This is a genomic window from Pseudomonas sp. S34 (genome assembly GCF_009866745.1).
Lineage (GTDB): Bacteria > Pseudomonadota > Gammaproteobacteria > Pseudomonadales > Pseudomonadaceae > Aquipseudomonas > Aquipseudomonas jessenii.
Genome location: NZ_CP019398.1, coordinates 5,743,957 through 5,768,966, shown reverse-complemented (window position 1 = coordinate 5,768,966; position 25,010 = coordinate 5,743,957). Strand labels below are relative to the sequence as shown.

22 protein-coding genes are annotated in these 25,010 nt (G+C 59.3%); 10 read left to right on the top strand and 12 right to left on the bottom strand.

What is annotated here, in order from left to right:
• Nucleotides 1–71 precede the first annotated feature (71 nt).
• The 3 genes from soxG (at nucleotide 72) to fdhA (ending at nucleotide 3,121) form a co-directional block, all read left to right on the top strand.
• Nucleotides 72–704, top strand: coding sequence for a sarcosine oxidase subunit gamma family protein (gene soxG / locus PspS34_RS25905; RefSeq protein WP_150813795.1), 633 nt, complete (start codon nucleotides 72–74; stop codon nucleotides 702–704).
• 156 nt (nucleotides 705–860) lie between these two features.
• Nucleotides 861–1,718: a formyltetrahydrofolate deformylase gene (gene purU, locus PspS34_RS25900; protein ID WP_150813796.1), complete on the top strand. Its 858-nt coding sequence runs from the start codon at nucleotides 861–863 to the stop codon at nucleotides 1,716–1,718.
• Nucleotides 1,719–1,921: 203 nt separating this feature from the next.
• Complete coding sequence (gene fdhA / locus PspS34_RS25895) at nucleotides 1,922–3,121, top strand: formaldehyde dehydrogenase, glutathione-independent (RefSeq protein WP_090451825.1); 1,200 nt, start codon at nucleotides 1,922–1,924, stop codon at nucleotides 3,119–3,121.
• Between the two features lie 48 nt (nucleotides 3,122–3,169).
• On the opposite strand, the gene PspS34_RS25890 is transcribed toward fdhA, so the two are convergent.
• Nucleotides 3,170–4,201, bottom strand: coding sequence for an RHS repeat-associated core domain-containing protein (locus tag PspS34_RS25890; RefSeq protein WP_154861004.1), 1,032 nt, complete (start codon nucleotides 4,199–4,201; stop codon nucleotides 3,170–3,172).
• Nucleotides 4,202–4,426: 225 nt separating this feature from the next.
• On the opposite strand from PspS34_RS25890, the gene PspS34_RS25885 reads away from it, so the two are divergent.
• Nucleotides 4,427–4,987 carry a DUF2780 domain-containing protein gene (locus PspS34_RS25885; RefSeq protein ID WP_154861005.1) on the top strand — a complete coding sequence of 187 codons (561 nt, stop codon included), beginning with the start codon at nucleotides 4,427–4,429 and terminating at the stop codon, nucleotides 4,985–4,987.
• A 1-nt stretch (nucleotide 4,988) separates the two neighbouring features.
• Here PspS34_RS25885 and PspS34_RS25880 read toward each other — a convergent pair whose 3' ends face one another.
• The gene (locus PspS34_RS25880; protein ID WP_154861006.1) at nucleotides 4,989–5,876 is read right to left on the bottom strand and encodes an acyltransferase; all 888 of its coding nucleotides are present in this window, start codon (nucleotides 5,874–5,876) and stop codon (nucleotides 4,989–4,991) included.
• A 313-nt stretch (nucleotides 5,877–6,189) separates the two neighbouring features.
• On the opposite strand from PspS34_RS25880, the gene PspS34_RS25875 reads away from it, so the two are divergent.
• The gene (locus PspS34_RS25875) at nucleotides 6,190–6,693 is read left to right on the top strand and encodes an ATP-dependent zinc protease (protein ID WP_150813800.1); all 504 of its coding nucleotides are present in this window, start codon (nucleotides 6,190–6,192) and stop codon (nucleotides 6,691–6,693) included.
• An 88-nt stretch (nucleotides 6,694–6,781) separates the two neighbouring features.
• On the opposite strand, the gene PspS34_RS25870 is transcribed toward PspS34_RS25875, so the two are convergent.
• Complete coding sequence (locus PspS34_RS25870; RefSeq protein ID WP_154861007.1) at nucleotides 6,782–7,690, bottom strand: RHS repeat-associated core domain-containing protein; 909 nt, start codon at nucleotides 7,688–7,690, stop codon at nucleotides 6,782–6,784.
• 179 nt (nucleotides 7,691–7,869) lie between these two features.
• On the opposite strand from PspS34_RS25870, the gene creB reads away from it, so the two are divergent.
• From creB to creD, 3 genes are all read left to right on the top strand, one after another.
• Nucleotides 7,870–8,550 (top strand): two-component system response regulator CreB, encoded by a 681-nt coding sequence (creB, locus tag PspS34_RS25865; RefSeq protein WP_154861008.1) that lies wholly within the window; start codon nucleotides 7,870–7,872, stop codon nucleotides 8,548–8,550.
• Nucleotides 8,550–9,968, top strand: a complete 1,419-nt coding sequence (creC, locus tag PspS34_RS25860; protein ID WP_154861009.1) for a two-component system sensor histidine kinase CreC — start codon at nucleotides 8,550–8,552, stop codon at nucleotides 9,966–9,968. Before creB ends, creC begins: the two co-directional genes overlap by 1 nt.
• 116 nt (nucleotides 9,969–10,084) lie before the next feature.
• On the top strand, nucleotides 10,085–11,455 hold the full coding sequence (gene creD, locus PspS34_RS25855; protein WP_154861010.1) for a cell envelope integrity protein CreD: 1,371 nt from the start codon (nucleotides 10,085–10,087) through the stop codon (nucleotides 11,453–11,455).
• A gap of 181 nt (nucleotides 11,456–11,636) precedes the next feature.
• Here creD and PspS34_RS25850 read toward each other — a convergent pair whose 3' ends face one another.
• The 8 genes from PspS34_RS25850 to PspS34_RS25815 form a co-directional block, all read right to left on the bottom strand.
• Nucleotides 11,637–12,266 (bottom strand): glutathione S-transferase family protein, encoded by a 630-nt coding sequence (locus PspS34_RS25850; protein WP_057716548.1) that lies wholly within the window; start codon nucleotides 12,264–12,266, stop codon nucleotides 11,637–11,639.
• Between the two features lie 193 nt (nucleotides 12,267–12,459).
• The gene (locus tag PspS34_RS25845; protein ID WP_057713012.1) at nucleotides 12,460–12,639 is read right to left on the bottom strand and encodes a hypothetical protein; all 180 of its coding nucleotides are present in this window, start codon (nucleotides 12,637–12,639) and stop codon (nucleotides 12,460–12,462) included.
• On the bottom strand, nucleotides 12,636–13,766 hold the full coding sequence (locus tag PspS34_RS25840; protein ID WP_154861012.1) for a PepSY domain-containing protein: 1,131 nt from the start codon (nucleotides 13,764–13,766) through the stop codon (nucleotides 12,636–12,638). The genes PspS34_RS25845 and PspS34_RS25840 overlap by 4 nt, the downstream gene beginning before the upstream one ends.
• Nucleotides 13,767–13,838: 72 nt before the next feature.
• Nucleotides 13,839–16,274, bottom strand: coding sequence for a TonB-dependent siderophore receptor (locus PspS34_RS25835; RefSeq protein ID WP_154861013.1), 2,436 nt, complete (start codon nucleotides 16,272–16,274; stop codon nucleotides 13,839–13,841).
• 272 nt (nucleotides 16,275–16,546) lie between these two features.
• Entirely contained in the window at nucleotides 16,547–17,521 is a 975-nt protein-coding gene (locus tag PspS34_RS25830; RefSeq protein ID WP_154861014.1) for a FecR family protein, read from the bottom strand.
• Nucleotides 17,518–18,036, bottom strand: coding sequence for an RNA polymerase sigma factor (locus tag PspS34_RS25825; protein ID WP_090451802.1), 519 nt, complete (start codon nucleotides 18,034–18,036; stop codon nucleotides 17,518–17,520). Before PspS34_RS25825 ends, PspS34_RS25830 begins: the two co-directional genes overlap by 4 nt.
• 226 nt (nucleotides 18,037–18,262) lie before the next feature.
• Nucleotides 18,263–18,970 (bottom strand): 3'-5' exonuclease, encoded by a 708-nt coding sequence (locus PspS34_RS25820; protein WP_154861015.1) that lies wholly within the window; start codon nucleotides 18,968–18,970, stop codon nucleotides 18,263–18,265.
• A complete protein-coding gene (locus PspS34_RS25815) occupies nucleotides 18,967–20,907 on the bottom strand; it encodes a putative nucleotidyltransferase substrate binding domain-containing protein (RefSeq protein ID WP_154861016.1) in 1,941 nt (646 codons plus the stop codon). Before PspS34_RS25815 ends, PspS34_RS25820 begins: the two co-directional genes overlap by 4 nt.
• A gap of 253 nt (nucleotides 20,908–21,160) precedes the next feature.
• Between PspS34_RS25815 and PspS34_RS25810 the strand changes: the two genes are divergently transcribed.
• A complete protein-coding gene (locus PspS34_RS25810; RefSeq protein ID WP_102670834.1) occupies nucleotides 21,161–21,607 on the top strand; it encodes a response regulator in 447 nt (148 codons plus the stop codon).
• A 110-nt stretch (nucleotides 21,608–21,717) separates the two neighbouring features.
• On the opposite strand, the gene PspS34_RS25805 is transcribed toward PspS34_RS25810, so the two are convergent.
• Entirely contained in the window at nucleotides 21,718–23,895 is a 2,178-nt protein-coding gene (locus PspS34_RS25805) for a malate synthase G (protein WP_154861017.1), read from the bottom strand.
• 579 nt (nucleotides 23,896–24,474) lie between these two features.
• Between PspS34_RS25805 and PspS34_RS25800 the strand changes: the two genes are divergently transcribed.
• Nucleotides 24,475–24,993, top strand: a complete 519-nt coding sequence (locus PspS34_RS25800; protein WP_008017358.1) for a glycine cleavage system protein R — start codon at nucleotides 24,475–24,477, stop codon at nucleotides 24,991–24,993.
• Nucleotides 24,994–25,010 lie beyond the last annotated feature (17 nt).

The window sequence follows — 25,010 nt, the reverse complement described above, 5'->3', positions numbered from 1 at the left end:
GGAGCGGGCTTGCTCGCGAAGGCGGCAGAACAGTCTCCACAGAAGCCAACAGAATTTAGAGCAGGTGCTTTATGACCGCAGCCAATGTTTACCAACAACGCCCAACCTCCGGGGCCAAGGCCGAGTCGTCGCTGCATCACGCCGACCTCGCCAGCCTGGTGGGCAAGGGTCGCAAGAACGCCGGCGTGACCGTGCGTGAGAAAAAACTCCTCGGCCACCTGACCATCCGTGGCGATGGCCACGATGCCGCATTTGCCGCGGGAGTGCACAAGGCCCTGGGCATCGAGTTGCCGGGCGCGCTGAGCGTCATCGTCAAAGGCGAAACCAGTCTGCAATGGATGGGGCCGGATGAGTGGCTGCTGATCGTGCCGACCGGTGAAGAACTTGCCGCCGAGCAAAAACTGCGCGCAGCACTGGGCGATTTGCACATTGCGATCGTCAACGTCAGCGGCGGCCAGCAACTCCTCGAACTGAGCGGCCCGAATGTGCGCCAGGTGCTGATGAAGTCCACCAGCTACGACGTGCACCCGAACAACTTCCCGGTGGGCAAAGCCGTCGGCACGGTGTTCGCCAAGTCGCAACTGATGATCCGTCACACCGCCGAAGACACCTGGGAACTGCTGATTCGTCGCAGCTTCTCGGATTACTGGTGGCTGTGGTTGCAGGACGCTTCTGCCGAATTCGGCCTCAGCGTTCAGGCGTGATCACCACCATCACTGTAGGAGCGAGCCTGCTCGCGATGGACTTGAGAGCGACGCGTTAAATCAGGAAGTACGCGTCATCGTTGACGTCCATCGCGAGCAGGCTCGCTCCTACAGGAAGGCTGTTCCGTTTACAGATATCACAGGAGTCACCGTACCATGAGCCGCGCCCCAGACACATGGATTCTGACCGCCGACTGCCCCAGCGTCCTCGGCACCGTGGACGCGGTGACCCGCTTTCTGTTCGAGCAGGGCTGCTACGTCACCGAGCACCATTCCTTCGATGACCGACTCTCGGGCCGTTTCTTCATTCGTGTGGAATTCCGCCAGCCTGACGGTTTCGACGAGCAGTCCTTCCGCGCGGGCCTCGCCGAGCGCGGTGAAGCCTTCGGCATGATCTTCGAACTGACCGCGCCGAACTACCGGCCGAAAGTGGTGATCATGGTTTCCAAGGCCGATCACTGCCTCAACGATTTGCTCTATCGCCAGCGCATTGGCCAGTTGTCGATGGACGTGGCCGCCGTGGTCTCCAACCACCCGGACCTCAAGCCACTGGCTGACTGGCACCAGATTCCGTACTACCACTTCCCGCTGGATCCGAACGACAAGCCGGCGCAGGAGCGTCAGGTTTGGCAGATCATTGAAGAGTCCGGTGCGGAACTGGTGATCCTTGCGCGCTACATGCAAGTGCTGTCGCCGGAGCTATGCCGCAAGCTCGATGGCAAGGCGATCAACATCCACCACTCCCTGCTACCCGGTTTCAAGGGCGCCAAGCCCTACCACCAGGCCTACAACAAGGGTGTGAAGCTGGTGGGCGCCACAGCGCATTACATCAACAACGACCTGGATGAAGGCCCGATCATTGCCCAGGGCGTCGAGGCGGTGGACCACAGCCATTATCCGGAAGACCTGATCGCCAAGGGGCGGGATATCGAAGGGCTGACTTTGGCAAGGGCGGTTGGCTATCACATCGAGAGAAGAGTGTTTTTGAACGCCAATCGTACGGTCGTTCTTTAAATCGCCATCGCGAGCAAGCTCGCTCCCACAGTGGATCGGGGGCGGACACAAGATTTGTGAACGACACAAAAACCTGTGGGAGCGAGCTTGCTCGCGATGAGGCCCTTATAAGCAACACAAATGACAACGGCAATAACCCGAGCATTTAACGCGCTGCCTGCCTGGGCAACGCGGTTCCATAAAAACAACAGCGAGGTGAAAGCATGTCTGGCAATCGTGGTGTGGTGTATCTCGGCGCTGGCAAGGTCGAAGTGCAGAGTATTGATTATCCGAAAATGCAGGACCCGCGTGGCAGGAAAATTAACCACGCGGTCATCCTGCGCGTGGTTTCCACCAATATCTGTGGTTCCGACCAGCACATGGTGCGCGGCCGTACCACCGCTCAAACCGGCCTGGTCCTGGGTCACGAGATCACCGGTGAAGTGATCGAAAAGGGCAGCGACGTCGAGAACCTGCAGATCGGTGATCTGGTGTCCGTACCGTTCAACGTGGCTTGCGGGCGCTGCCGTTCCTGCAAAGAAATGCACACAGGCGTCTGCCTGAGCGTCAACCCGGCGCGTCCGGGCGGTGCTTATGGTTACGTCGACATGGGCGACTGGACCGGTGGCCAGGCCGAATACGCCATGGTGCCGTACGCCGACTTCAACCTGCTGAAACTGCCGGATCGCGACCGGGCGATGGAAAAAATCCGCGACCTGACCTGCCTCTCCGACATCCTGCCGACCGGCTATCACGGCGCCGTGACCGCTGGCGTCGGCCCGGGCAGCACCGTGTACATCGCCGGTGCCGGTCCGGTCGGCCTCGCGGCGGCTGCTTCGGCCCGTCTGTTGGGCGCGGCTGTGGTGATCATCGGTGACGTCAACACCGTGCGCCTGGCCCACGCCAAGGCTCAGGGCTTCGAGATCGCCGACTTGTCCCTGGACACACCGCTGCACGAACAGATCGCTGCACTGCTGGGCGAGCCGGAAGTGGATTGCGCCATCGACGCCGTTGGTTTCGAAGCCCGTGGCCATGGCCATGATGGTGTGAAACACGAAGCACCTGCCACCGTACTCAACTCGCTGATGGGCGTGGTGCGTGTGGCAGGCAAGATCGGCATCCCCGGCCTCTACGTGACCGAAGACCCGGGCGCTGTCGACGCTGCCGCGAAAATGGGCAGCCTGAGCATCCGCTTCGGCCTGGGATGGGCCAAGTCCCACAGCTTCCACACCGGCCAGACCCCGGTGATGAAGTACAACCGCGCGCTTATGCAAGCGATCATGTGGGACCGTATCAACATCGCCGAAGTGGTGGGCGTTCAGGTGATCAGCCTGGATCAGGCGCCGCAGGGTTATGGCGAGTTTGACGCAGGCGTGCCGAAGAAGTTTGTGATTGATCCGCATAAGATGTTTAGTGCTGCGTAAATAAATTTAGGGCGACATGTTGTCGCCCTTTTTTTAAACGGTTTTTAATCATTGTGTATATCGTAAGTATTTTTCAATAAGTTTTTCGGTGCTGCGTAGGGTGTTGTTATGCTTTATACGCTCATTACGTATTGCATTTCGCTTGTAAATTAATTCTAAGGTGTTAGAGGGTGTAGCTTCACGATCTGAACGCCTGTCGTAGCGATATTGTTCTGCTCTACTTTCCTGGCTGGCGATGGTATTTCCAAGGTCGTTCGATTTTTTATCTAGTTCTTTGATTTTGCTTTTCATCTGCGTCTGCAGTTCTTGTAAAGTTGAAATTTTTTCGGTTGCCTCTTCTTTAGTAATATTTAATGGTTCTGTTTTTGAAGTTCCTGAGATGTTTGTCTGGTCAGTGCTTATCCTCTCGGGCCCTATGCTTGTATTACGCGGCCGTTGATTACCTTGAAGGGGGGGTATAGCACCGGCTCTGGTGCTGCTGAGATCCACAACAGGTGTTTTTTTTCTCATGAGCCCAATTGCACGCAGAATTCTTTTAAACCCACTCGGGGTGTGCCCCGTCGGGTCATGGCGATTCACCGGATCCCCCACACAATACGCATACCCATTCAACCCGCCCTCCCCAAACGGACTCCAACTGTCCGGGCTGATAAACCGCATCAACACCGGGTTAAACGCCCGATAGCCGTTCCCCAACAAATAACACCCCGTCACCAGATCCGGCCGTTCGCCGTTGAAGCCGAGCAGGCTGAGCAAGCCACTTTCCGCAGGGCGATGACCATAGGGTGAATAGGCGAGGGGATGTAGTCGAGCTACATCAAGTACATTCAAAACCGAACGCTGTTGATCCGTGGCGAGCAAGCGGGTTTCTGCTGTGCTGCTCTGACGCTGCTGCTGAGCCAGCAGTTTATCGTCGTGCTGCATGATCGAATGCTGCACCACACCTTGAATCTCCGTGGCTAGACGATCTTTCAGGTAAAAGCGTTGGTTGGGGGACTGCGCATAGGGAGTGCAATCAACCAGACGATCCAGCGGGTCGTAGCGGTAACTGCAGAGCAGAGTTTCTCGATTGGGGAGCATGGCCGGGTTCCTGAATGAGTTTGTCGATCCAGGGTTTTACTGTGGCGCATTCGAACAGAGCCGCCTACTGGCAGATCTGATAGTGCCGCAGGCTTCAGGGCTGCTTTGTGACGAGCGGATGGTAAATGGATGGAGATCTGAGGAACATGCCCGCGTCTGCCCGGTCAAATCGGCAGCTTTGCGCCCGTAAGCCGGGCGTTTTTCATGGCACAAGAGGATGTCTGAATGAAGATTTCACGCGGTTTTGCACTGGCATCACTCCTGACCCTGGCAGCCAGCCCGGTCTTCGCACAGTTCAATCTGGGCGATGCGGTCAATGCCATTGCCGGCATGAAGGGCGATGACGCGGCCGCGACTGCTGCACCGACACCGCAGACCGCCAACCTGCTGAGCACCCTCAGTGAATTGGACATCACCCCAGAGCAAGCCGTTGGCGGTGCCGGGGCGATGCTGGGGCTGGCGAAGAACCAGTTGAGCTCGACCGACTACTCGGAACTGGCCAAAAGCGTGCCGGGCATCGACATGCTCTCGGGCGGCGGGGAATTGGGGGCACTGGCCGGTCTGCTCGGCTCCAGCGGCAAAGCAGCAGGGCTGGACAACGCCTTGGGCAACGTCAAGGACACCAACGACCTGAACAACGCCTTCAGCGCCCTGGGCATGGACAGCGGCATGATCGGCCAGTTTGCCCCGGTACTCCTGCAATACTTCGGTCAGCAGGGCGTCGGCGGTTCGCTGCTGAGCAGCCTGGGCAGCATCTGGGGCACCGACACCGACACCGGTAGCTGATTCAGCGGCTCCCGGCGCGTAACGCCTCGATGCGCCGGTCCTTCTCGATCCAGAGCTGGTTGACCCAGTTCTGGACCTTCTCGCGAAACGCAGGGTCGTTTTCGTAATCGCCCTGCCACAGCGCCGGGTCGAGTTCGCGAGTCTTGATGTCGATGATGACCCGCGGAACGTTGCCGCTGATCAAGTCCCAGAACCCCGGAATCGTCTGCTGCGGGTAAACCACTGTCACATCGAGGATCGCGTCCAGCTGCTCACCCATCGCCGCCAGCACAAAGGCCACCCCGCCGGCCTTGGGCTTGAGCAGGTGATTGAACGGTGACGGTTGCTGGGCACATTTAGCCGCCGTGAAGCGGGTGCCTTCGAGGTAGTTGACCACCGTCACCGGTTGGCGCTTGAACAATTCGCAGGCCTGTCTGGTGATTTCCAGATCCTTGCCGGCCAGTTCCGGGTATTTGGCCAGGAACGCCTTGCTGTAGCGCTTCATGAACGGGTAATCCAGCGCCCACCACGCCAGGCCCAGGAAGGGCACCCAGATCAGCTCTTTCTTGAGGAAGAATTTGAAGAACGGCGTGCGCCGGTTCAGCGTCTGGATCAGCGCCGGGATGTCGACCCAGGATTGATGGTTGCTGATCACCAGATATGAAGTGTCGCGACGCAGATCGTCACCGCCACGGATGTCCCATTGGGTAGGGATGCAGACACGGAAGATCAGCTTGTCGATCTCGGACCAGGTCTCGGCGATCCACATCACCGACCATGAGGCGTAATCGCGAAAACGGCCGGGCAGGATCAGTTTGAGCAGGGCAAACACCATCAACGGTCCGATCAGGATCAGGGTGTTGAGCAGGAGCAGCAGGGTCACGAAACAGCCGGTGAGCAGGCGGCGCATAAGTCACTCGTGGAAGCGGTTGGGCGCGTCATGATAAGCAGCTTCGGGCGACAGGCCAAATCGGCTGATGACGAATGTTTCACCATTGGATGGGTAGGCTGGGTTGGAGTATCCGGTCACATTACTGTGGCGATTGTACCGGCCTCTTCGCGGGCAAGCCCGCTCCCACAGTGGATTGGGGTGTACACAAGATGTGTGAACGACACAAAACCCTGTGGGAGCGTGGCTTGCCCGCGAAGCGATTCCAAGAACGAACGAATTGCCAACTGACGGTCTAAAATTCCGCTGCCCATTGCTCAAGGAAGCCCCATACGTGAAATCGCTCCTCGCACTGCTTTCTCTTCTGGCCCTGCCGGTCATGGCCGCCGAGCCCACGCTGTACGGACGTTACGAATACATCGCGCTGCCGGAAATCGGCGGCGAAGTGCTAAAGGCCAAGATGGACACCGGTGCCCTGACCGCGTCGCTGTCGGCCAAAGACATCGAAACCTTCAAGCGAGACGGTGAAGACTGGGTACGTTTCCGCCTCGCGACCAAGGATGCGAGCAACAAGGTCTACGAGCATAAAGTCTCGCGGATCAGCAAAATCAAGACCCGTTCCGAAGAGGACGAAGAAGAAGACACTGCCGCGCCCAGCAAGCGTCCGGTGGTCGATCTGGAATTGTGCCTGGGCAACGTCAAACGCACGGTCGAGGTCAACCTGACTGACCGTAGTAGCTTCAACTATCCGTTGCTGATTGGGGCCAAGGCGTTGCGTGAGTTTGGCGCGGCGGTGAATCCGGCACGGCGGTTTACGGCGGACAAGCCGGATTGTTGAGTAATGTTTTAAGACGTTCTGGCTGCACCGAATTACTAACTTTGTTAGTCAGACCTTGGCTGATAAATTAGGAGTTTTCCGAATGTGTTCAGCGACTTCCGCGCCGGATCATTCGCATGTCGCCATCAGGGAGTACCTCGCGGATCCACCCTTTATCTGGGGCTGGAGTTTTTGACTCTTTTCCCAAGGAAATAGAGTGCCGGTAAGTTATTTGTTTTCTCTGCTGACGCGTAAAATAAACTGGTAGGCCTGTAATAGAGCTGGTTGGGTTATAAGAGTAATTTGAAGCGGTATGTGTGTCGTAAATATTCTTTGCCATTTTTACGCTGATTTGGTTACTTGCTTCGGAGCTGCTGATGCCCTGAATTTTCCCCAAGCCAACTTCGATTGTTTTGTCCAAATGCGTCGCGGGCTTGTCGGGGTTAAAGATATGAGGTGAGTTCCTGTTTAAATACGATTTAAAGTTGTGTCTGGATACTTGATCGATCATGGTTTTTGTTTTTTTTGAAACGAGCCGCAAATTGTTTATGTCCGAGCTTGGTAGGTGTTTTGATACTTCTTGTAAGATATCTTCGTTTAAGTCTGTAAAATTTGTAAGGGTTTGAGGTTTGGATGCAAATTTAAATAGTTTTCTTAAAGAGTTGATTAAAGATTCAAATACGTGCCCAGTCGGATCCACTCGATTTCTCGGATCTCCTTCGCAATACCCATAAGCATTCAACCCACCCTCCCCAAACGGACTCAAGCTATCCGGGCTGTTAAACCGCATCAACACCGGATTGAACTGCCGATATCCGTTACCCAAATGATAATGCCCGGTCAGCGGGTCCGGCCGTTCGCCGTTGAAACCCAGCAGGCTGAGCAAGCCGTTTTCGGCTGGGCGATGACCATAGGGTGTGTAGGCGATGGGTTGTGGCCGATTCTCGTCCAGGGCGTTTATTACCGAGCGCTGATGATCGGTTGCCAGCAGAATCGTTTTGCGAGAGTGCGAAGGCATTGACTGGTCTCCGTGTCAGTACCAAAAAGACGGGCTATCAGAATCAGCTTGTTTTCATCCATTGCCTACTAACAGAACTGCTAGGTACCACAGGCCTCGCCGCCAATTAACACAGCCTGATTGACGCCGATTCCCCCTTGAGTCACCGTTCGCCCACATCACTGCCGGGCTCGGACGCCATGCCTCATATCCTGATTGTCGAAGACGAAGCAGCCATTGCCGACACCCTGGTTTTCGCCCTGCAAGGCGAGGGCTTCACCACCACATGGCTGAGCCTGGGCGCGGCGGCGCTGGAGCACCAGCGCCAGACCCCGGCGGATCTGATCATTCTCGATATCGGCCTGCCGGACATCAGCGGCTTCGAAACCTGCAAGCGACTGCGGCGCTTCAGCGAAGTGCCGGTGATGTTCCTCAGCGCCCGGGATGGCGAAATCGATCGCGTCGTGGGCCTGGAAATCGGCGCCGACGATTACGTGGTCAAACCGTTTAGCCCTCGAGAAGTGGCGGCGCGGGTCCGGGCGATTCTCAAGCGCATGGTGCCCCGCACGGTGAGCGACCCGTCGGCGACGCTGTTTCGCATCGACAGTGAACGTGTGCAAATCAGTTATCGCGGTCAACTGCTGACCCTGACCCGCCATGAATTCCGTTTGCTGCAATGCCTGCTGGAGCATCCCGAGCGAGTCTTCAGCCGCGAACAGTTGCTCGATGCCCTGGGCGTGGCCGCCGACGCCGGTTACGAGCGCAGCATCGACAGCCACATCAAGAGCGTGCGCGCCAAGTTGCGATTGGTGAAGGCTGACGCCGAACCGATCCAGACCCACCGCGGCCTCGGCTACAGCTTCAACCCGGGACAAAGCTGATGCCGCTGGGAATCCGGATTTTCCTGGTCTACGCACTGTTCATCGGCCTGACCGGCTACTTTGTGCTCAACACGGTCATGCAGGAGATCCGCCCCGGCGTGCGCCAGTCCACCGAAGAAACCCTGGTCGATACCGCCAACCTGATGGCCGAGATCCTGCGCGACGACTTCAAGGCCGGCAGCCTCAACCAGAACCGCTGGCCGGAACTGCTCAAGGCCTATGGTGAGCGACAGCCCGGAGCGAAAATCTGGGGCTTGCCAAAGAATCAGGTCAACCACCGCATCTACGTCACCGACGTCAAGGGCATCGTTGTGCTGGACTCCAGCGGGACGGCGGTGGGGCAGGATTACTCGCGCTGGAACGACGTCTACCTGACCCTGCGTGGCGAATACGGCGCACGCTCCACGCGCAATGACCCGAACGATCCGGGGTCTTCGGTGATGCACGTCGGCGCGCCGATTCGCGACAACGGCCAGATCATCGGCGTGGTCACTGTGGCCAAGCCCAACAGCTCGTTGCAGCCTTATGTGGATCGCACGGAACGCCGGTTGCTGGTGTACGGCGCCGGGCTGATCGGCCTCGGTCTGCTGTTCGGCGCGTTGTTATCCTGGTGGCTCAGCCGAGCCCTGCGAAGATTGACGGTGTACGCCCAAGGCGTCAGTGAAGGCCGGCGGGTTGAAGTGCCGCATTATCGCGGCGGTGAGCTGGAGCAATTGGCCACGGCAGTGGAGCAGATGCGCACGCAGCTTGAAGGCAAGGCCTACGTCGAACGTTACGTGCACACCTTGACCCATGAGCTGAAGAGTCCGTTGGCGGCGATTCGTGGCGCGGCGGAACTGTTACAGGGCGAAATGCCTCTGGCACAGCGGCAACGTTTCGTCGGCAATATCGACAGTGAAAGTGCGCGCATGCAGCAGCTGATCGAGCGGCTTTTGAACCTGGCGCAGGTCGAGCAACGCCAAGGGCTGGAGCAGCGGGTGGCGGTGCCATTGGCGGCTTTGGTGGATGGCCTGCTGAACGCGCAATCTGCGCGAATCGAAGGTAAACAGTTGCGCGTAGAGCAAACGATTCCATCGGACCTGGTGCTGATCGGCGAGCCATTTCTGCTGCGTCAGGCGTTGGGTAATCTGCTGGACAATGCGCTGGATTTCACCCCTATTGAAGGTGTGCTGCGATTCACCGCCGAACGGACAGGCGAGCAGGTCGGGTTCAAGCTTTTCAATCAGGCAGAGCCGATTCCCGACTACGCGCTGCCGCGTTTGAGCGAGCGTTTTTACTCGTTGCCGCGTCCCGACAGTGGGCGCAAAAGCACCGGGCTCGGGCTCAACTTTGTCGAGGAAGTGGTCAAGCTGCATGGCGGTACGATGAGTATTGGTAATGTCGACGGCGGAGTGGAGGTGAAGTTACACCTGCCTTAAGAGCGAGTTACGGCCAATCGCGAGCAGGCGGAATCTCCACACAATCTCCACATTCCCCCCATGGCCCCACCACATACCGAATCCAGACTCTCCCCATCCAAAACAGGGAGAGTCCCATGAACCGTAGCCTGACCCTAAAACTCGGGGCAATTGCCCTGTTGATTCTGTTGTTGCTGATTCCACTGCTGATGATCAACGGCGTGATCCAGGAGCGCCAGCAACTGCGCGACGGTGTGCTCGAAGACATTGCCCGCAGCTCCAGTTACAGCCAGCAATTGAGCGGCCCGCTGATGGTGGTGCCGTATCGTAAAGTCGTGCGCACCTGGAAGACCCACGAAAAAACCAACGAGCGTTATCAGGAGATCGGTGAAGAGCGCGGTCGTTTGTATTTTCTGCCGGAGCGCTTCGAACTCGACGCAGACGTTCAGACCGAACTGCGTTCCCGAGGTATTTACCAGGCACGGTTGTTCCATGCAGACAACCGCATCAGCGGCCACTTTTCCCTGCCGGTTCAACTGGGCATCAAGGAAGATTTCGCCGATTACCAGTTCGATCAGCCGTTCCTCGCTGTTGGCATCAGCGACATTCGTGGTATCGAAAACGCGTTGAAGCTTGAACTCAACGGCCAAAACCTGGACTTCATTCCGGGCAGCCAAGTGAGCTGGCTGGGTGAAGGCGTCCACGTGACCCTGCCGGCGTTGGAAACAAAGCAGGCCACGGAGCTGGCCTTCGGTTTTGACCTGAAGCTGCAAGGTACCGGCCAGTTACAAATCCTGCCGGTGGGCAAGACCAGCAAAGTTTCGCTGAGTGCCAACTGGCCGCATCCAAGCTTCATCGGCAACTACCTGCCTGCCCAGCGCGAGATCACTGATCAAGGTTTTACCGCCCATTGGCAGACTTCGTTTTTCTCCACCAACCTGCAAGAAACGCTGAACAGCTGCGTGTCCCGCGGTGGCTGTGAGGCGTTGTTCGGTCGCAGCTTCGGCGTGAGCTTCATCGAACCCGTGGACCAGTACCTGAAAAGCGACCGGGCGATCAAATATGCGCTGCTGTTTATCGTCCTGACCTTCGCCGGGTTCTTCCTGTTCGAAGTGCTGAAAAGCCTAGCAGTACACCCGGTGCAATATGCGTTGGTAGGTGTGGCGCTGGCGTTCTTCTACCTGTTGTTGCTGTCGTTGTCCGAGCACATCGGCTTTGCCTTGGCGTACCTGTTGTCCGCCAGCGGTTGTGTGTTGTTGATCGGGTTCTACGTTTGCCACGTGTTGCGCAGCGTGCGCCACGGGTTGAGTTTTTCTGTGGGATTGGCGGCGTTGTATGGGCTGCTCTACGGGCTGTTGAGTGCAGAGGATTACGCGCTGTTGATGGGCTCGCTGCTGCTGTTCGGTTTGCTCGGCGTGTTTATGGTGCTGACGCGCAAGCTGGATTGGTATGGGGTTGGGCAGAAAACGGGGAAACCGCTGAACTTCGATATTGGAGCGGTGCAATGAGCCGGTCGGTGGGGTTGCGGGAAGATCAGCGGGAGGGGAGGGTGTTGGCGACGCTGATTGCCGGGTTGTTTGCGTTAGATCCGTTGTGGTGCCATTGCGAGCAGGCTCGCCCCCACATGGGACCGCAGTCAAAGGTGGGGGCTAGCCTGCTCGCGAAGAGGCCAGAACAGCCGGCGAAGTTCTAAACCTTCGGCATCGTCGCAATCATCGAAGGCCGCTGGCTCACCTCGAAATACCACGCCGCGAGTTGCGGATTCGCCGTGCGCCAGTCCAGATCCGGATGGCGCAGGTCCAGGTAACCCAATGCACAGGCCACGCTGATCGCGGCCACGTCGAAATGGCAGGTCAGCTCGGCAATCGCGTCCTTTTCCAGCAGCGCCAAGGCACGGCGGATCTTGTCGCGCTGGCCGTCGAGCCATTCGTCCCAGTGTTTCTCCGGGGCGCGCAGGGCGACTTCGTAGCGCACCAGCACGGCCGCGTCCATGATCCCGTCGGCCAGCGAAGCGAGGGTCAGGCGTCGCCAGCGGGCCGAACCTTCGCGGGGGATCAGCGGGTTACCGACGTGCTGGTGGTCGAGGTAGTCGAGGATGACCCGGCTGTCATGGATGATGTTGCCATCGGCCAGGCGCAGGGCCGGGATTTTGCTCAGGGGGTTGTCATCGATCAGGGTCAGGTCCGGGTTGACCGGGGTCAGTACGCTGGTCTGTAACGCCACGCGGTTCTGTTGTCCGGTTTCGTGCAGCAGCACCATGACTTTGCGAACGAAGGGGGAAAGCGGGTTGTGGTACAGGGTCATGCTCGGGGCGGACATGGCAGCGTCTCGGTCGGTGGCAGTGTCGGGCAGCATAGCGCGTTGGTCTGATTGCTCAAGCATCATGGCTTGACCCCTTGTGGGAGCGAGCTTGCTCGCGATGGTCGTCAACGATGACGTTGGAAGACTGACACCCCGGGGAGTTCTCGGGTGCATCGCGAGCAAGCTCGCTCCTACAGGGGGGGATGTCCCTTCAGGGGCGTTGCAGGAGGCCCCGCAGGGCAACAGCGGCGGGGATGCCCAAGCCTAGCCAGCTCAGCGAATCCCACACACCATCCCCGAGCAACGCGGCAAACAACCCTGCCGCGCTGAACAAGGCGATGACGATTGGAGTGCTAAACACTTTCCAGAAGTTCGACTGCCGGGGCTTCATGCCACGCTCTCCGCTTTTTCCAGCACAGGCCTGGCAGCCTTGCGCCGCACCACCCACAGGTAGACCCCGCTGCCGAGCACGATGATGGTCAGCACATCGAGGGTCGCCCAGAGTATCTGCATCGGCATGCCGCCGTAGTCACCGAAGTGCAGCGGTTGTGACATGCCCATGACGTCCATGTACCACGGGCGTTCGACCACTGCGGTGACTTGCAGGGTGCTGGCATCGATCAGAACCGGCGTCAGCAGGTGCGAGGTCAGGTGCGTGCTGCCCTTCATGAACACTGCGTAATGGTGCTCACTGGAAAAGCGTGTGCCGGGGAAGGCGATGAAGTCCGGCTGCATGCCCGGTGCGACTTCCTTGGCGATGTCGAGCAAACGGTTGGCCGGCGCCAGTTGAGTCAGCGGTGGTGCATCGCGATACGGCGCGATCATCGCGGCCAGTGTGTCGTTGCGCCATGCTGCAATCAGTAGGTCTGCGCAGGCACTGACGACGCCGGTTACGCCGACCACCAGCGCCCAGGTCAACGTCACGACGCCGATCAGGTTATGCAGGTCGAGCCAGCGCAGGCGAGTGGATTTGTCCTGGCGCACGGTGGCGAATTTCAAGCGGCGCATGAACGGCAAGTACAGCACCGTGCCGGAAACGATCGCTGCCACGAAGACAATTCCCATGAACGCCAGCAGCAACTTGCCCGGCAAGCCGGCGAACATGTCCACGTGCAGGCGCAACATGACCATCATGAAGCCGCCGTTGGCCGATGGCGTTTCCAGCGCTTCGCCAGTACGGGCGTCGAGCATGAAGGTGTGGGACGAGTTCGGCTCGGTGCCTGCGGTCGCGGCCATGATGGTCAGCACTGCGTTGGGCTCATCCTCCTCGAAGCCGAAGTACTGCATGACTTCACCGGGACGATGTTTCTCGGCCGCGTCCACCAACTGCTGCAAATTCAGGTGCGGGGTGTCCGCCGACATTACCTTCACTTCAGGCGCATCGCCCAGCAAGTGGTCAATCTCGTGGTGAAAGATCAACGGCAGGCCGGTCAGTGCCAGCATCAGCAGAAACGCTGTGCAGATCAGGCTGGACCAGGTGTGGACGAAGGACCAGCGGCGAATTGTTTTACTTTTCATTTCATAGCCTTCAGAAAAACCAAAGCCGCCCACGAAGGACGGCCTGGTCATTGGGCGTGTCAGCTCAAAGCGTTACCACTTGTAGGTTGCACTGGCGACGACACTGCGCTGGTCGCCGTAGTAGCAGTAGTAGCTGTCGCAAGTCGAGATGTAGTCCTTGTCGAGCAGGTTGGTTGCGTTGACGGCCAGCGAAGCGCCTTTGAGGCTGTTGTCCAGGCGACCGAGGTCGTAGTGAACCACGGCGTCGAACACCGTGTAGGCGTCGGCCTTGCCCAGCCAGGTGTTGGCCTGGTCGCCATAGGTATTGCCGGTGTAGCGCGCGCCGGCGCCGATGCCGAAGCCATCCAGCACGCCGTTGTGCCAGGTGTAGTCGCCCCACACCGACGCTTGCTGGTTAGGCATCAGTTGCAGGCGATTGCCCTTGTAGATGCCCTCTTGCACTTCGGATTTGGCCAGGGTGTAGGCAGCGGTGACCTTGAGGTTTTCGGTCACGTCGGAAACGGCTTCCAGCTCCAGGCCTTTGACTTTCACTTCGCCGGTCTGGCTGGTGACTGTCACGTTGCCCACGTTGTTGGTGACGGCAACGTTTTTCTGGGTCAGGTCATACACAGCCGCGGTCAGCAGGGTGTTGCTGCCCGGTGGCTGGTACTTGATCCCCAGTTCCCATTGCTTGCCTTCGGTCGGCTTGAACGACTCGGTCGGCGAGGCGACGGCATTGCTGGTCGGCTGGAACGATTCGGCGTAGGACAGGTAAGGCACGAAGCCCGAGTCGAACACGTAGCTGATCGCCGCGTTGCCGCTGAAGTTCTTGTCGCGTTCGGTGTTGGTGGCATCGCCCTTGTTGAAGAACGTGGTACCGGTGTGGACCCAGTCTTCACGACCGCCGAGGGTCAGGCGCCATTGGCCGAGGGCCATCTGGTCCTGGATGTACAGGCCGGTCTGCTGGGTCTTCTGTTCGTAGTCATAGAAGGCTGTGGAGCGTGCCGGACGCTCGATCGGCAAGCCATAGACCGGGTCGTTGACGTTGATGCCCGGCGCGGTGCCGAAGATCGAGAGGTAGTTGGTGGTGTTGCGCTGGTGGTCCAGGCCGATCAGCAAGGTGTGACTGACGTCGCCGGTGACGAAGTCGCCCTGGAAGTTGTTGTCCACGGCGAATTGGGCGATGTCTTCGTCGACATTGGTGGTGCCACGGCCGGTGTTGCCTTGATCGTCGACGACAGACCCGTAAGAGGGGCCGTAGCTATTGACGGTCACGGCCTGGAACGACAGCTCCGACTTGGTGTAGCGCAGGTTCTGGCGGAACTGCCAGACATCGTTCAAGCGGTGTTCGAAGGCATAACCCAGTGCGTAGTAGGTGCGGTCGTAGAAGTCGTAGTTCGGGTCACCCAGGTTCTTGTGGTGGGAGATATCGCCGAACGGCATGTCGATCTTGGTGCCCTGGATCGGATAGAACTGACTGGTGATACCGGTATCGTCACGGGTGAACTGCGTGAGCAGGGTGAATTTGGTGTCTTCGTCGATGTTCCAGGTCAGGCTGGGCGCAATGTTGTAGCGCTTGTCATCGATGTGGTCGATGGGGGTGCCGCCGTCGCGCAGGACGCCGCTGAGGCTGTAAAGGAACTGGCCTTCGTCATCGATCTTGCCGGTGCTGGCGAAGTTGATCTGGCGATGATTGTCGCTGCCGTATTGCAGCTGGATCTCGCTGCTGGCTTCAGCGCTTGGGCGACGGCTGACCATGTCCAGCAGGCCGCCCGGCGGGGTCTGGCCGTACACGGAGGAGGCCGGGCCGCGCAGCAGCGCTAGGCGGTCGAGGTTCCAGGTTTCCTGTTTCGGGTTGGAGTACACACCTTTTGGCAGTGGCAGGCCGTCGAGGAATTGAGTCGGCTCGAAACCGCGCACGCGCAACCAGTCGGCGCGGGTGTCGCTGCCGAAGCTGCTGGAGGTGATGCCCGGCAAGTAGCGCACGGCATCGTCGAGGGTGTGCGCGTTGCGGTCGTCCATCTGCTCGCGAGTGACGACCGAAATCGAACGCGGTGCCTCGACCAGCGCGGTGTCGGTCTTGGTGCCAGCGGCGGTGCGCTTGGCCAGGTAGCCCTGTGCCGGGCCCCAGGCGCTTTCAGTGTCTTGCACACCAATCACGCTGGTTACTGGCAGGTCCATCACACCCTCGGGCATGGCCACCAGGCTGTAGGTGCCCGCACTGCTCTGTTCCAGTTGCAGCCCGGTGCCACGCAGGGCTTCGCGCAGGGCGCCGGCTGCGTCGAACTGGCCTTTGACCGGCGCCGAGGTCTTGCCCGCCGCCAGGGATGGATTCAACGACAGGGCCAGACCGGCCTGGCTGGCAATCTGGTTCAGGGTGTTGACCAGTGGAGCGGTCGGCAGGTTGTAGGCGCGGACGCCGGACGCCTGTTCAGCGGCGACCAGTTGGCTGCTGGCCAAAGGGGTGCAAAGGGCAATGGCAACCGCCAGCAAACTGCGGCGTAACAGGGAGTCTAGCGAACGAGGCATACAGCGGCTCCTGAATGGAAACATTTCTCAATTGCCTGTGTGCCGTACGAAAATCAAAAAGTGATAGGGCTGGATGAAAATAATTTCGATTCAGTTATTCAATAAACATCGAGGAGCTTCAGGCATGCGCATTTTGTGGCGAGGGGGCTTGCCCCCGTTAGGCTGCGTAGCAGTCGTGACGTCAGCGAACACAGTCAGTCAGAAAAATGCAGGGGGCCGCTTCGCGACCCAACGGGGGCAAGCCCCCTCGCCACAGGGTTCTGTGTGCGGATTCAGGGCTTGGTATCTGCCTTGGCCACGACCTTCACCCACCACTGCGTGTGCTGTTCGATCTGCACCGGCAGGGTCGGCAGCAGGGCGTTGAGTGCCAGGTCGGTGTCGCGTAGCGGGAAACTGCCGGTGATGCGCAGGTCGGCCACTTCCGGCGCGACCCCGACGTAACCGTTTCGATAGCGGCCGATTTCATGCACCAGGTCCTCCAGCCGTGTGTTGTCCACCACCAGCATGCCGCGGGTCCAGGCATCCGCACCGAGGTTGACGGCCAGAACCGGGCCCAGGCCGTTGTTGCGGATCAGTATCTGCTGGCCTTCGCGCAGAATCTTTTCGTCAGGGTTGGACTCAGGGTGAACCGCCACCGCCGACTGCAATACGCTCAAGCGCGTTCCGTCCTCCTCGCGCTTGACCAGAAACCGCGTACCCAGCGCACGCATGCTGCCTTCGCGGGTTTCGACGATGAACGGCCGGGGATCGCCATGGCCGGTTTCAACCAGTATTTCGCCTTCCTGAAGCACGATGCGCCGCTGCTTTTCATCGAAACGCACATCCAGCGCACTGTGGGTATTGAGATTGATCAGCGTGCCGTCAGCCAGACGCAGGGTGCGTTGCTCGCCAACGGCGGTGCGCTGGTCGGCCAGCCAATAGTCGATCGGCAGGTAACGATCCCCGGCGAACAGGGCCAGGCCGACCACGGCAACGAAACTGGCGACACCGTTGCCAAGCTTGCGCACTCGCCGACGAATGCCTTCGCGCGATTGCAGCAAGGCAGTGCGGGCCGGGCCGCTGGCCACGCTGAAGCGTTGGTCGAGCATGCCCAACTGGCGCCAGGCGCGGGCGTGCTCTTCGTGGGCCGCGTGCCACTTGGCGAACTCTTCGCGCTCTACCGGGTTGGCGGAGTCCATGGACAGCTGCCAGGCAATCGCCGCGTCCAGCACGCTGGCCGATACCGGTTTGGAACTGACCGGGTTCATGTCGGCTCACCATACAGCGCGATATAGCACTGGCGAATGCCTTGGGCCAGGTACTGGCGCACCCGCGGCACCGACACACCGAGGCGCTCGGCGATTTCCGCGTGACCGAGGCCGTCGAGGCGGTTGTAGAGGAATGCCGCCCGGGCCTTGCTGGAAAGTTTGCCGAGCAAGCGGTCGATGTTTTTCAGGTCTTCGAGGATCATTTGCTGTTCTTCCGCCGACGGTTGTTCGGCTTCGGGAATCAGCATCAACTCGGTGAGGTAGGCCTGTTCCAGCGCGGCACGACGGAAATAATCGAACAGCAGGCCCTTGGCGATCGCCACCAGGAATGCCCGCGGCTCGCGCGGTGCCTTCAGTTCCTCACGGCCCAGCAAACGCACGAAAGTGTCCTGGCTCAGGTCTTCGGCCCGCTGGGGGCAGGCGACGTTGCGTCGAAGCCAGGCCAATAGCCAACCGCGATGGTCGCGATATAACGCACCGACGAGCTCACTTTGAGGGCTTGGGACTGACGACACGCCGCATCACCGATTGGGAAGTATTAACTAACGAGAATTGTTCGCGATTGTGGCAGGGGCGAGGGAGGTAAGCAATTGGCGTTGGTCGGGTGGGGATTTGGCGAAGGCCTCTGTAGGAGCGAGCTTGCTCGCGATGAATTTGAAGGCGACGCATTTTTCCAGACAGCACGCGTCACCGTTCATGACCATCGCGAGCAAGCTCGCTCCTACAGGAGGGGCCTGAAGGTCAGAAGGAAGGCGCCTGTTGCCGGCGCTTCCACTGACTCAAGCGCTGTTGCAAATTCAACGGGCTATGAATCTGCTGCTGCCGCGCACGGCTGAACAGGATCAGTGCCAGTTCGGCGGTGGCCAGGGCGTCGGCGCTGGCGTGGTGGCGCTCGAAGACTTCGAGCTTGAACCAGTCGATCCAATCGTCCAGCCCGGCCTCGCGAATGTGCGCCTGGGGGCATAGCAGTGGCGCAATATCTGCCACATCCAGAAAGGCATGCTGCAACTTGTAACCCAGATGATCCTTCAGGGCGCGCCCCAACATGTGCTGGTCGAACGGCGCATGGAAGGCCAGCACCGGGCTGTCGCCGACAAACTCCATGAGTTCGAGCAGCGCCTCGGCCGGATCGCTGCCGGCAGCAATTGCACTGGGGCCCAAGCCGTGAATCAGCACACTGGGGCCGAGTTTGAGTTCGCCGCATTGCAAGGTTCGCTCGAACTGTCGACTGAAATCGATCGCGCCATCCTCGATCACCACGGCGCCGATGGACAGTACCCGGTCCTTGTTCATATTCAGCCCGGTAGTTTCCAGGTCGAGCACTACCCAGCGCTGCTCGCGCAGGCTGCATTCACTCAATCCGGTGACCGTCGGCAGGCGTTGAAGACGTAGTTGCAGGTCTGCGGACAAGCTCGGGCCGGCCGGGCGCAGCCATGAAAACAGGCTCATATCTGATACCGCAAGGTCAGGCTGCTTTGCAGGCGCTGTGCCTGGCGCAGGGACTCACGCAGGATGCGCCGGTCCAGATGATTGAGGCTGTCGGGATCGACCCGATTTGAGTAAGGAAAATTCTCTCGGGTCTGTAGTTGATGTTGCTGCATGCGTGTTTGCTGGATGAAGTGATAGGCCTCTTCGTACGCGGCGCCGTCCAGGGGATCGATGACCTCCTTGTCGACCAACTGGCGAAAACGCTCCAGCGTGTTGTTTGTTTCGATACCGTGGGCCAGGGCCAGCAACCGGGCGCCGTCGACAAAGGGTGTCAGACCCTGAGTCTTCAGGTCCAGGGTGGCCTTCTCGCCATTCTTGCGCGCCAGTACGAACTCGCGGAAACGCCCTACGGGCGGGCGATTGCGCAACGCATTCTCAGCCATCATGCGCTGGAACAAGCGGTTGTCGCCGACCTGGTCGAGAATGCCCCGGCGCAATTGCTCACAGCCTTGCTCGCTGCCCCAGACCACGCGCAAATCGAAATAGATGCTCGAACCCAGCAGGTTCTCCGGGGTTGCCTCGCGGATAAACGCCGCAAAGCGCCGCGCCCATTCGGCCCGGGACAGGCACAGCTCAGGATTGCCAGCCATGATATTGCCCTTGCACAAGGTGAAGCCACACAGCGCCAGGCTCTGGTTGATCTGCTGGGCAATGGGCAACAACTTGCCGCGAATCTCGGCGGCATGGGCCGCATCCCTGGCTTCGAACAGAATGCCGTTGTCCTGATCGGTGTGCAGGGTCTGCTCGCGACGGCCTTCGCTGCCGAAACACAGCCAGCTGAACGGCACGCCGGGGTCACCTTTTTCGGCGAGAGTCAGTTCGATCACTCGGCACACGGTGTGGTCGTTGAGCAAGGTGATGATGTGGGTGATCTGCGTCGAAGACGCGCCGTGGGCCAGCATGCGCTCGACCAGTTGACCGATTTCGCCCCGCAGCGCCATCAGGTTTTCCACTTTCTGGGCATTGCGGATAGTGCGCGCCAGATGCACCAGGTCGACCCGTTGCAGGGAAAACAGATCGCGCTCGGAAACCACGCCGCACAAACGCTGGTCCTTGACCAGGCAGACATGGGCGATGTGCCGCTCGGTCATGGCAATCGCCGCGTCGAATGCACTCTGATCCGGCGACAGGAAGAACGGCGCCCGGGTCATGTACCCTTCGATGGCCTCGTTGAAATCACTGCTGCCGTTGGCCACGGTCTGGCGCAGGTCGCGCAGGGTGAAAATCCCCAGTGGCGCCTTGAGTTCATCGACCACCACGATGCTGCCGACCTGTTGTTCGTGCATCAACGTCACGGCTTCGCGCAATGGCGTCTGCGGGGCGCATGTCACCGGGTGGCGCATGGCCAATTCGCCCAGTCGGGTATTGAGCGAATATTGGGTGCCCAGGGTTTCCACGGCTTTTTGCTGCACTTGCTGGTTGACTTGATCCAGCAGGCTGCTGACGCAGCGCAGGGCGAAGTTGCGGAAGGTGTCCGATAGCGAAAACAGGCGGATGAATGCCGGCTTGTTCAGTTGCAGGCAGAAGGTGTCTTCGCCGGCCAGGTGCTCGGTGCGGGTCGCCCGTTCACCCAGCAACGCCGCGAGAGGGAAACATTCGCCAGTGGTGATCTCGAAAACCGTTTCGGTGCTACCGTTTACCGTATGCGGACGCTCGCCCACGACCCGGCCTTGCTTGACGATATAGAAGTGCTCGACTGGGCCGTCAGCGGGTTTGATGATGCTCTCGCCGGGGGCGTAAAAACGCATCTGACATTGCTCGACCAGATACGCCAGGTGAGCGTGTTCCATCTGATTGAAAGGCGGGAAGCGCTGGAGGAATTGCAACGTGCCCTGGATGTTCTGCAACACCGCGGTTTTCCCTGCCTGTGTGAAGGCGTCCGCTTTACTCATAACCATTACCGCAGTCTTTTTTGAATTGTTGTTGTCGGATGACCCAGACATGGTCGACCCCTGTGGCCGGAGTGCCCATTGGACGTAAGTCTAGGTAGGCGATTGGTATGCTGAAATGTCGGAAGAATCCTACGCAACTGTGCGAAAAACCTCTCTGTCCCCCTATTGGAAAAATATCCGACGAAGCGCACATTTAAGGCCTGCTTAGCGATGTCTCGTCACTCTGCTAGGGAAATGAATTGAACATGTAGAGAAAGCCATGTCCGACCACGATATTTTGAGCGACGCCGAGCGCGAGGCGTTGAGCGCCGTCATGCTGGAACCTGACCTGCCGCCACAACGGGTGCTGATCGTCGATGACGATAAAGACGCCAGGGAACTGCTGTCAGAGATCCTGGCGCTTGACGGTATTCACTGCATGACGGCGGCCAGTGGCGAAGTGGCACTCAAGATGCTGGAGGAGAAACCTTCGATCGGACTGGTGATTACCGACCTGCGCATGGGCCTCGTCGACGGCCTGGACCTGATCCGACAGGTGCGCGAGTCGGTACGGGCGGCGTTGCCGATCATCATCGTCTCGGGTGATGCCGACGTGAAAGATGCGATCGCCGCGATGCATTTGAATGTGGTGGACTTTCTGCTCAAGCCGATTGATGCCGGCAAGCTGCTGGAACTGGTCAAGCATGAACTTGGGGTGGAGCCTTAGTCCAAGCCTGTCAGCCCTGAACTACCTCTGTGGGAGATCGCGGACAGCCCAAAAAGAAAAAGCCCTGATCTTTCGATCAGGGCTTTTTCATATCCGGCGCAGACGCTCAGTTACACGCCATTGGCAGCCTTGAACTCGCGACGACGACGGTGCAGGACCGGCTCGGTGTAGCCGTTCGGCTGCTTCGTGCCTTCGACCACCAGTTCGACCGCCGCCTGGAAGGCGATGTTGCTGTCGAAGTTCGGGGCCAGCGGACGGTACAGCGCGTCGCCGGCGTTCTGACGGTCAACCACCGGCGCCATGCGTTTGAGGCTTTCCATCACTTGCTCTTCGGTGACGATGCCGTGACGCAGCCAGTTGGCGATGTGCTGGCTGGAAATACGCAGCGTTGCACGGTCTTCCATCAGGCCGACGTCGTTGATATCCGGCACTTTCGAACAGCCGACACCCTGGTCGATCCAGCGCACCACGTAACCGAGAATGCCCTGGCTGTTGTTGTCCAGTTCGTTCTTGATCTGTTCGGCGGTCCACTGCGGGTTGACCGCCAGCGGGATGGTCAGGATGTCGTCTACCGAAGCATGGGCACGTTTGGCCAGTTCGGCCTGACGGGCGAACACGTCAACCTTGTGGTAGTGCAGCGCGTGCAGGGCAGCAGCGGTCGGCGAGGGTACCCAGGCGGTGTTGGCACCGGCCATCGGGTGAGCGATTTTCTGTTCGAGCATCGCCGCCATCAGGTCCGGCATGGCCCACATGCCTTTACCGATCTGTGCGCGACCTTGCAGGCCGGTGCTCAGACCGATATCGACGTTGGAGTTCTCGTAGGCGCCGATCCATTTTTCCGCCTTCATGTCCGCCTTGCGCACCATCGGGCCGGCTTCCATGGAGGTATGGATTTCATCGCCCGTGCGGTCGAGGAAACCGGTGTTGATGAACACCACACGCTCGCTCGCCGCCTTGATGCAGGCCTTGAGGTTGATCGTGGTACGACGCTCCTCGTCCATGATCCCGACTTTGAGGGTGTTGCGCGGCAGGCCCAGCACGTCTTCGATGCGACCGAACAGCTCGTTGGTGAACGCCGCTTCTTCAGGGCCGTGCATCTTCGGCTTCACGATGTAGATCGAGCCGGTGCGGGTGTTTTTGCGCGAGGTGTTGCCGTTCAGGTTGTGCATCGATGCCAGGCAAGTCACCAGGCCATCGAGAATGCCTTCAGGCACTTCGTTACCGTCTTTGTCGAGGATCGCATCGATGGTCATCAGGTGACCGACGTTACGCACGAACAGCAACGAACGACCGTGCAGGCTCAGTTCACTGCCATCGACGGCGGTGTAGGTGCGGTCGGCGTTCATGGTGCGGGTAAAGGTCTGACCGCCCTTGGCGACTTCTTCCGACAGATCGCCCTTCATCAGGCCGAGCCAGTTGCGGTAGATCACCACTTTGTCATCGGCATCGACCGCGGCAACCGAGTCTTCGCAGTCCATGATGGTGGTCAGCGCGGCTTCCATCAGGATGTCTTTGACGCCGGCCGCGTCGGTCTGGCCGACCGGGGTGCTGGCGTCGACCTGGATTTCGAAATGCAGGCCGTTGTTTTTCAGCAGGATCGCGGTCGGTGCAGCGGCATCGCCCTGGAAGCCGATCAGTTGCGCATCGTTGCGCAGGCCAGTGTTGCTGCCGCCTTTGAGGGCGACCACCAGTTTGCCGTCGACGATCTTGTAGCCGGTGGAGTCTACGTGAGTGCCGGCAGCCAATGGCGCGGCTTCATCGAGGAACGCACGGGCGAAGGCGATGACCTTGTCGCCGCGAACCTTGTTGTAGCCTTTGCCTTTTTCCGCGCCGTCGTCTTCGCTGATGGCGTCGGTGCCGTAGAGCGCGTCGTACAGCGAACCCCAGCGGGCGTTCGAAGCATTGAGAGCGAAGCGGGCGTTCATCACCGGCACCACGAGTTGTGGACCGGCCATGCGGGCGATTTCTTCATCGACGTTTTGCGTCGTTGCCTGGAAATCGGCCGCTTCTGGCAGCAGATAACCGATGTCTTGCAGGAAAGCTTTGTAGGCCACGGCGTCGTGCGCCTGACCTGCACGTTCCTGGTGCCAGGCATCGATACGAGCCTGGAAATCATCGCGTTTGGCGAGTAGGGCTTTGTTCTTCGGTGCCAGGTCATGGATGACCTTGTCGGCACCGGCCCAGAACTTATCGGCGGTGAGGCCGGTACCGGGAATGGCTTCGTTGTTCACGAAGTCGAACAGGACTTTGGCGACCTGCAGGCCACCGACTTGAACGTGTTCAGTCATTGCTTGCCTCACTCTGCTCAGCTATTTCGCTTTTCAGCTCTTCAATTTAACAATGAAGCCTTTGGCCATTTAAACCACAAACCCCTCTACCAGTACATGCCCACGACGGGCGGCTGGGTTGGGACCAATCAACGGCTTGGGGCCTTGCTGACAGGGCTTTCAGGGTTGCGAACGTGCCTGCGGCAGACATCGATCCAACGTTATGTAGTGCGCGCTGCGGCATACTACATGATGAATTGCGGTTGTGAAAATTAGACTAATTACGTCGTTCTGCGACCCCATGACGCATTGCGGTCACGTCGGGGAGCGTGATGTTCTCAAAAAACTATTGGATTGTTCCAGTTAAATATCAAAAGTTGTACACATTATCTTTGGTGCTCTGCTATGGGGTGCCTGTTTTTGTGGCGGGCTTGCCCCCGTTGAGTGGCGAAGCCGCTCCCGTGCATGTACCACGAAAAATTACATCCGCTCATTTTGCGACTGCTGCGCAGCCGAACGGGGGCAAGCCCCCTCGCCACAATGTTCCCCTTGCCTATACTTGGTTCTCTATAACAAAAGTCATGACTGGAGGGCTGCGCCATGGACCACCTCGTTCTCACTGTTTTTGCTCCGGACAAGCCCGGGCAAGTCGAGCGCATTGCCCAATGCATTGCCGAGCACGGCGGCAACTGGCTGGAAAGCCGCATGTCGCGCATGGCGGGACAATTCGCCGGCATTCTGCGGGTGGGCGTGCCGGCCGAGGCCTACGATGAATTGGTCGATGCCCTGCAGGGCTTGTCCGCCCAGGGCATTCGCGTGTTGGTTGCCGAAAGCAGCATCGAACAATCCTGCACCTGGAAGCCGATCGCCATGGAACTGGTGGGAAATGATCGTCCGGGGATCGTGCGTGACATCACACGCTTGTTGAGCGAGCAGGGGGTGAGTCTGGAACGGCTGGTCACCGAAGTGCGCCCGGCCCCGATGAGCAGCGAACCGTTGTTCCATGCCGAAGCGATTCTTGCCGTCCCGCTGACGTTGTCGCTGGACGTGCTGCAATCGCGCCTGGAAACCCTGGCGGACGATCTGATGGTCGAGTTGGTGCTACGCAGTGATCCCTGATCAGGTTATCCAAGTTA

Excerpts from the sequence above, each read along its gene's own strand:
- soxG (WP_150813795.1), top strand. The coding sequence starts at position 72 with ATGACCGCAGCCAATGTTTACCAACAACGCCCAACCTCCGGGGCCAAG.
- purU (WP_150813796.1), top strand. The coding sequence starts at position 861 with ATGAGCCGCGCCCCAGACACATGGATTCTGACCGCCGACTGCCCCAGC.
- fdhA (WP_090451825.1), top strand. The coding sequence starts at position 1,922 with ATGTCTGGCAATCGTGGTGTGGTGTATCTCGGCGCTGGCAAGGTCGAA.
- PspS34_RS25890 (WP_154861004.1), bottom strand. The coding sequence starts at position 4,201 with ATGCTCCCCAATCGAGAAACTCTGCTCTGCAGTTACCGCTACGACCCG.
- PspS34_RS25885 (WP_154861005.1), top strand. The coding sequence starts at position 4,427 with ATGAAGATTTCACGCGGTTTTGCACTGGCATCACTCCTGACCCTGGCA.
- PspS34_RS25880 (WP_154861006.1), bottom strand. The coding sequence starts at position 5,876 with ATGCGCCGCCTGCTCACCGGCTGTTTCGTGACCCTGCTGCTCCTGCTC.
- PspS34_RS25870 (WP_154861007.1), bottom strand. The coding sequence starts at position 7,690 with ATGCCTTCGCACTCTCGCAAAACGATTCTGCTGGCAACCGATCATCAG.
- creB (WP_154861008.1), top strand. The coding sequence starts at position 7,870 with ATGCCTCATATCCTGATTGTCGAAGACGAAGCAGCCATTGCCGACACC.
- creC (WP_154861009.1), top strand. The coding sequence starts at position 8,550 with ATGCCGCTGGGAATCCGGATTTTCCTGGTCTACGCACTGTTCATCGGC.
- creD (WP_154861010.1), top strand. The coding sequence starts at position 10,085 with ATGAACCGTAGCCTGACCCTAAAACTCGGGGCAATTGCCCTGTTGATT.
- PspS34_RS25850 (WP_057716548.1), bottom strand. The coding sequence starts at position 12,266 with ATGTCCGCCCCGAGCATGACCCTGTACCACAACCCGCTTTCCCCCTTC.
- PspS34_RS25845 (WP_057713012.1), bottom strand. The coding sequence starts at position 12,639 with ATGAAGCCCCGGCAGTCGAACTTCTGGAAAGTGTTTAGCACTCCAATC.
- PspS34_RS25840 (WP_154861012.1), bottom strand. The coding sequence starts at position 13,766 with ATGAAAAGTAAAACAATTCGCCGCTGGTCCTTCGTCCACACCTGGTCC.
- PspS34_RS25835 (WP_154861013.1), bottom strand. The coding sequence starts at position 16,274 with ATGCCTCGTTCGCTAGACTCCCTGTTACGCCGCAGTTTGCTGGCGGTT.
- PspS34_RS25830 (WP_154861014.1), bottom strand. The coding sequence starts at position 17,521 with ATGAACCCGGTCAGTTCCAAACCGGTATCGGCCAGCGTGCTGGACGCG.
- PspS34_RS25820 (WP_154861015.1), bottom strand. The coding sequence starts at position 18,970 with ATGAGCCTGTTTTCATGGCTGCGCCCGGCCGGCCCGAGCTTGTCCGCA.
- PspS34_RS25815 (WP_154861016.1), bottom strand. The coding sequence starts at position 20,907 with ATGGTTATGAGTAAAGCGGACGCCTTCACACAGGCAGGGAAAACCGCG.
- PspS34_RS25810 (WP_102670834.1), top strand. The coding sequence starts at position 21,161 with ATGTCCGACCACGATATTTTGAGCGACGCCGAGCGCGAGGCGTTGAGC.
- PspS34_RS25805 (WP_154861017.1), bottom strand. The coding sequence starts at position 23,895 with ATGACTGAACACGTTCAAGTCGGTGGCCTGCAGGTCGCCAAAGTCCTG.
- PspS34_RS25800 (WP_008017358.1), top strand. The coding sequence starts at position 24,475 with ATGGACCACCTCGTTCTCACTGTTTTTGCTCCGGACAAGCCCGGGCAA.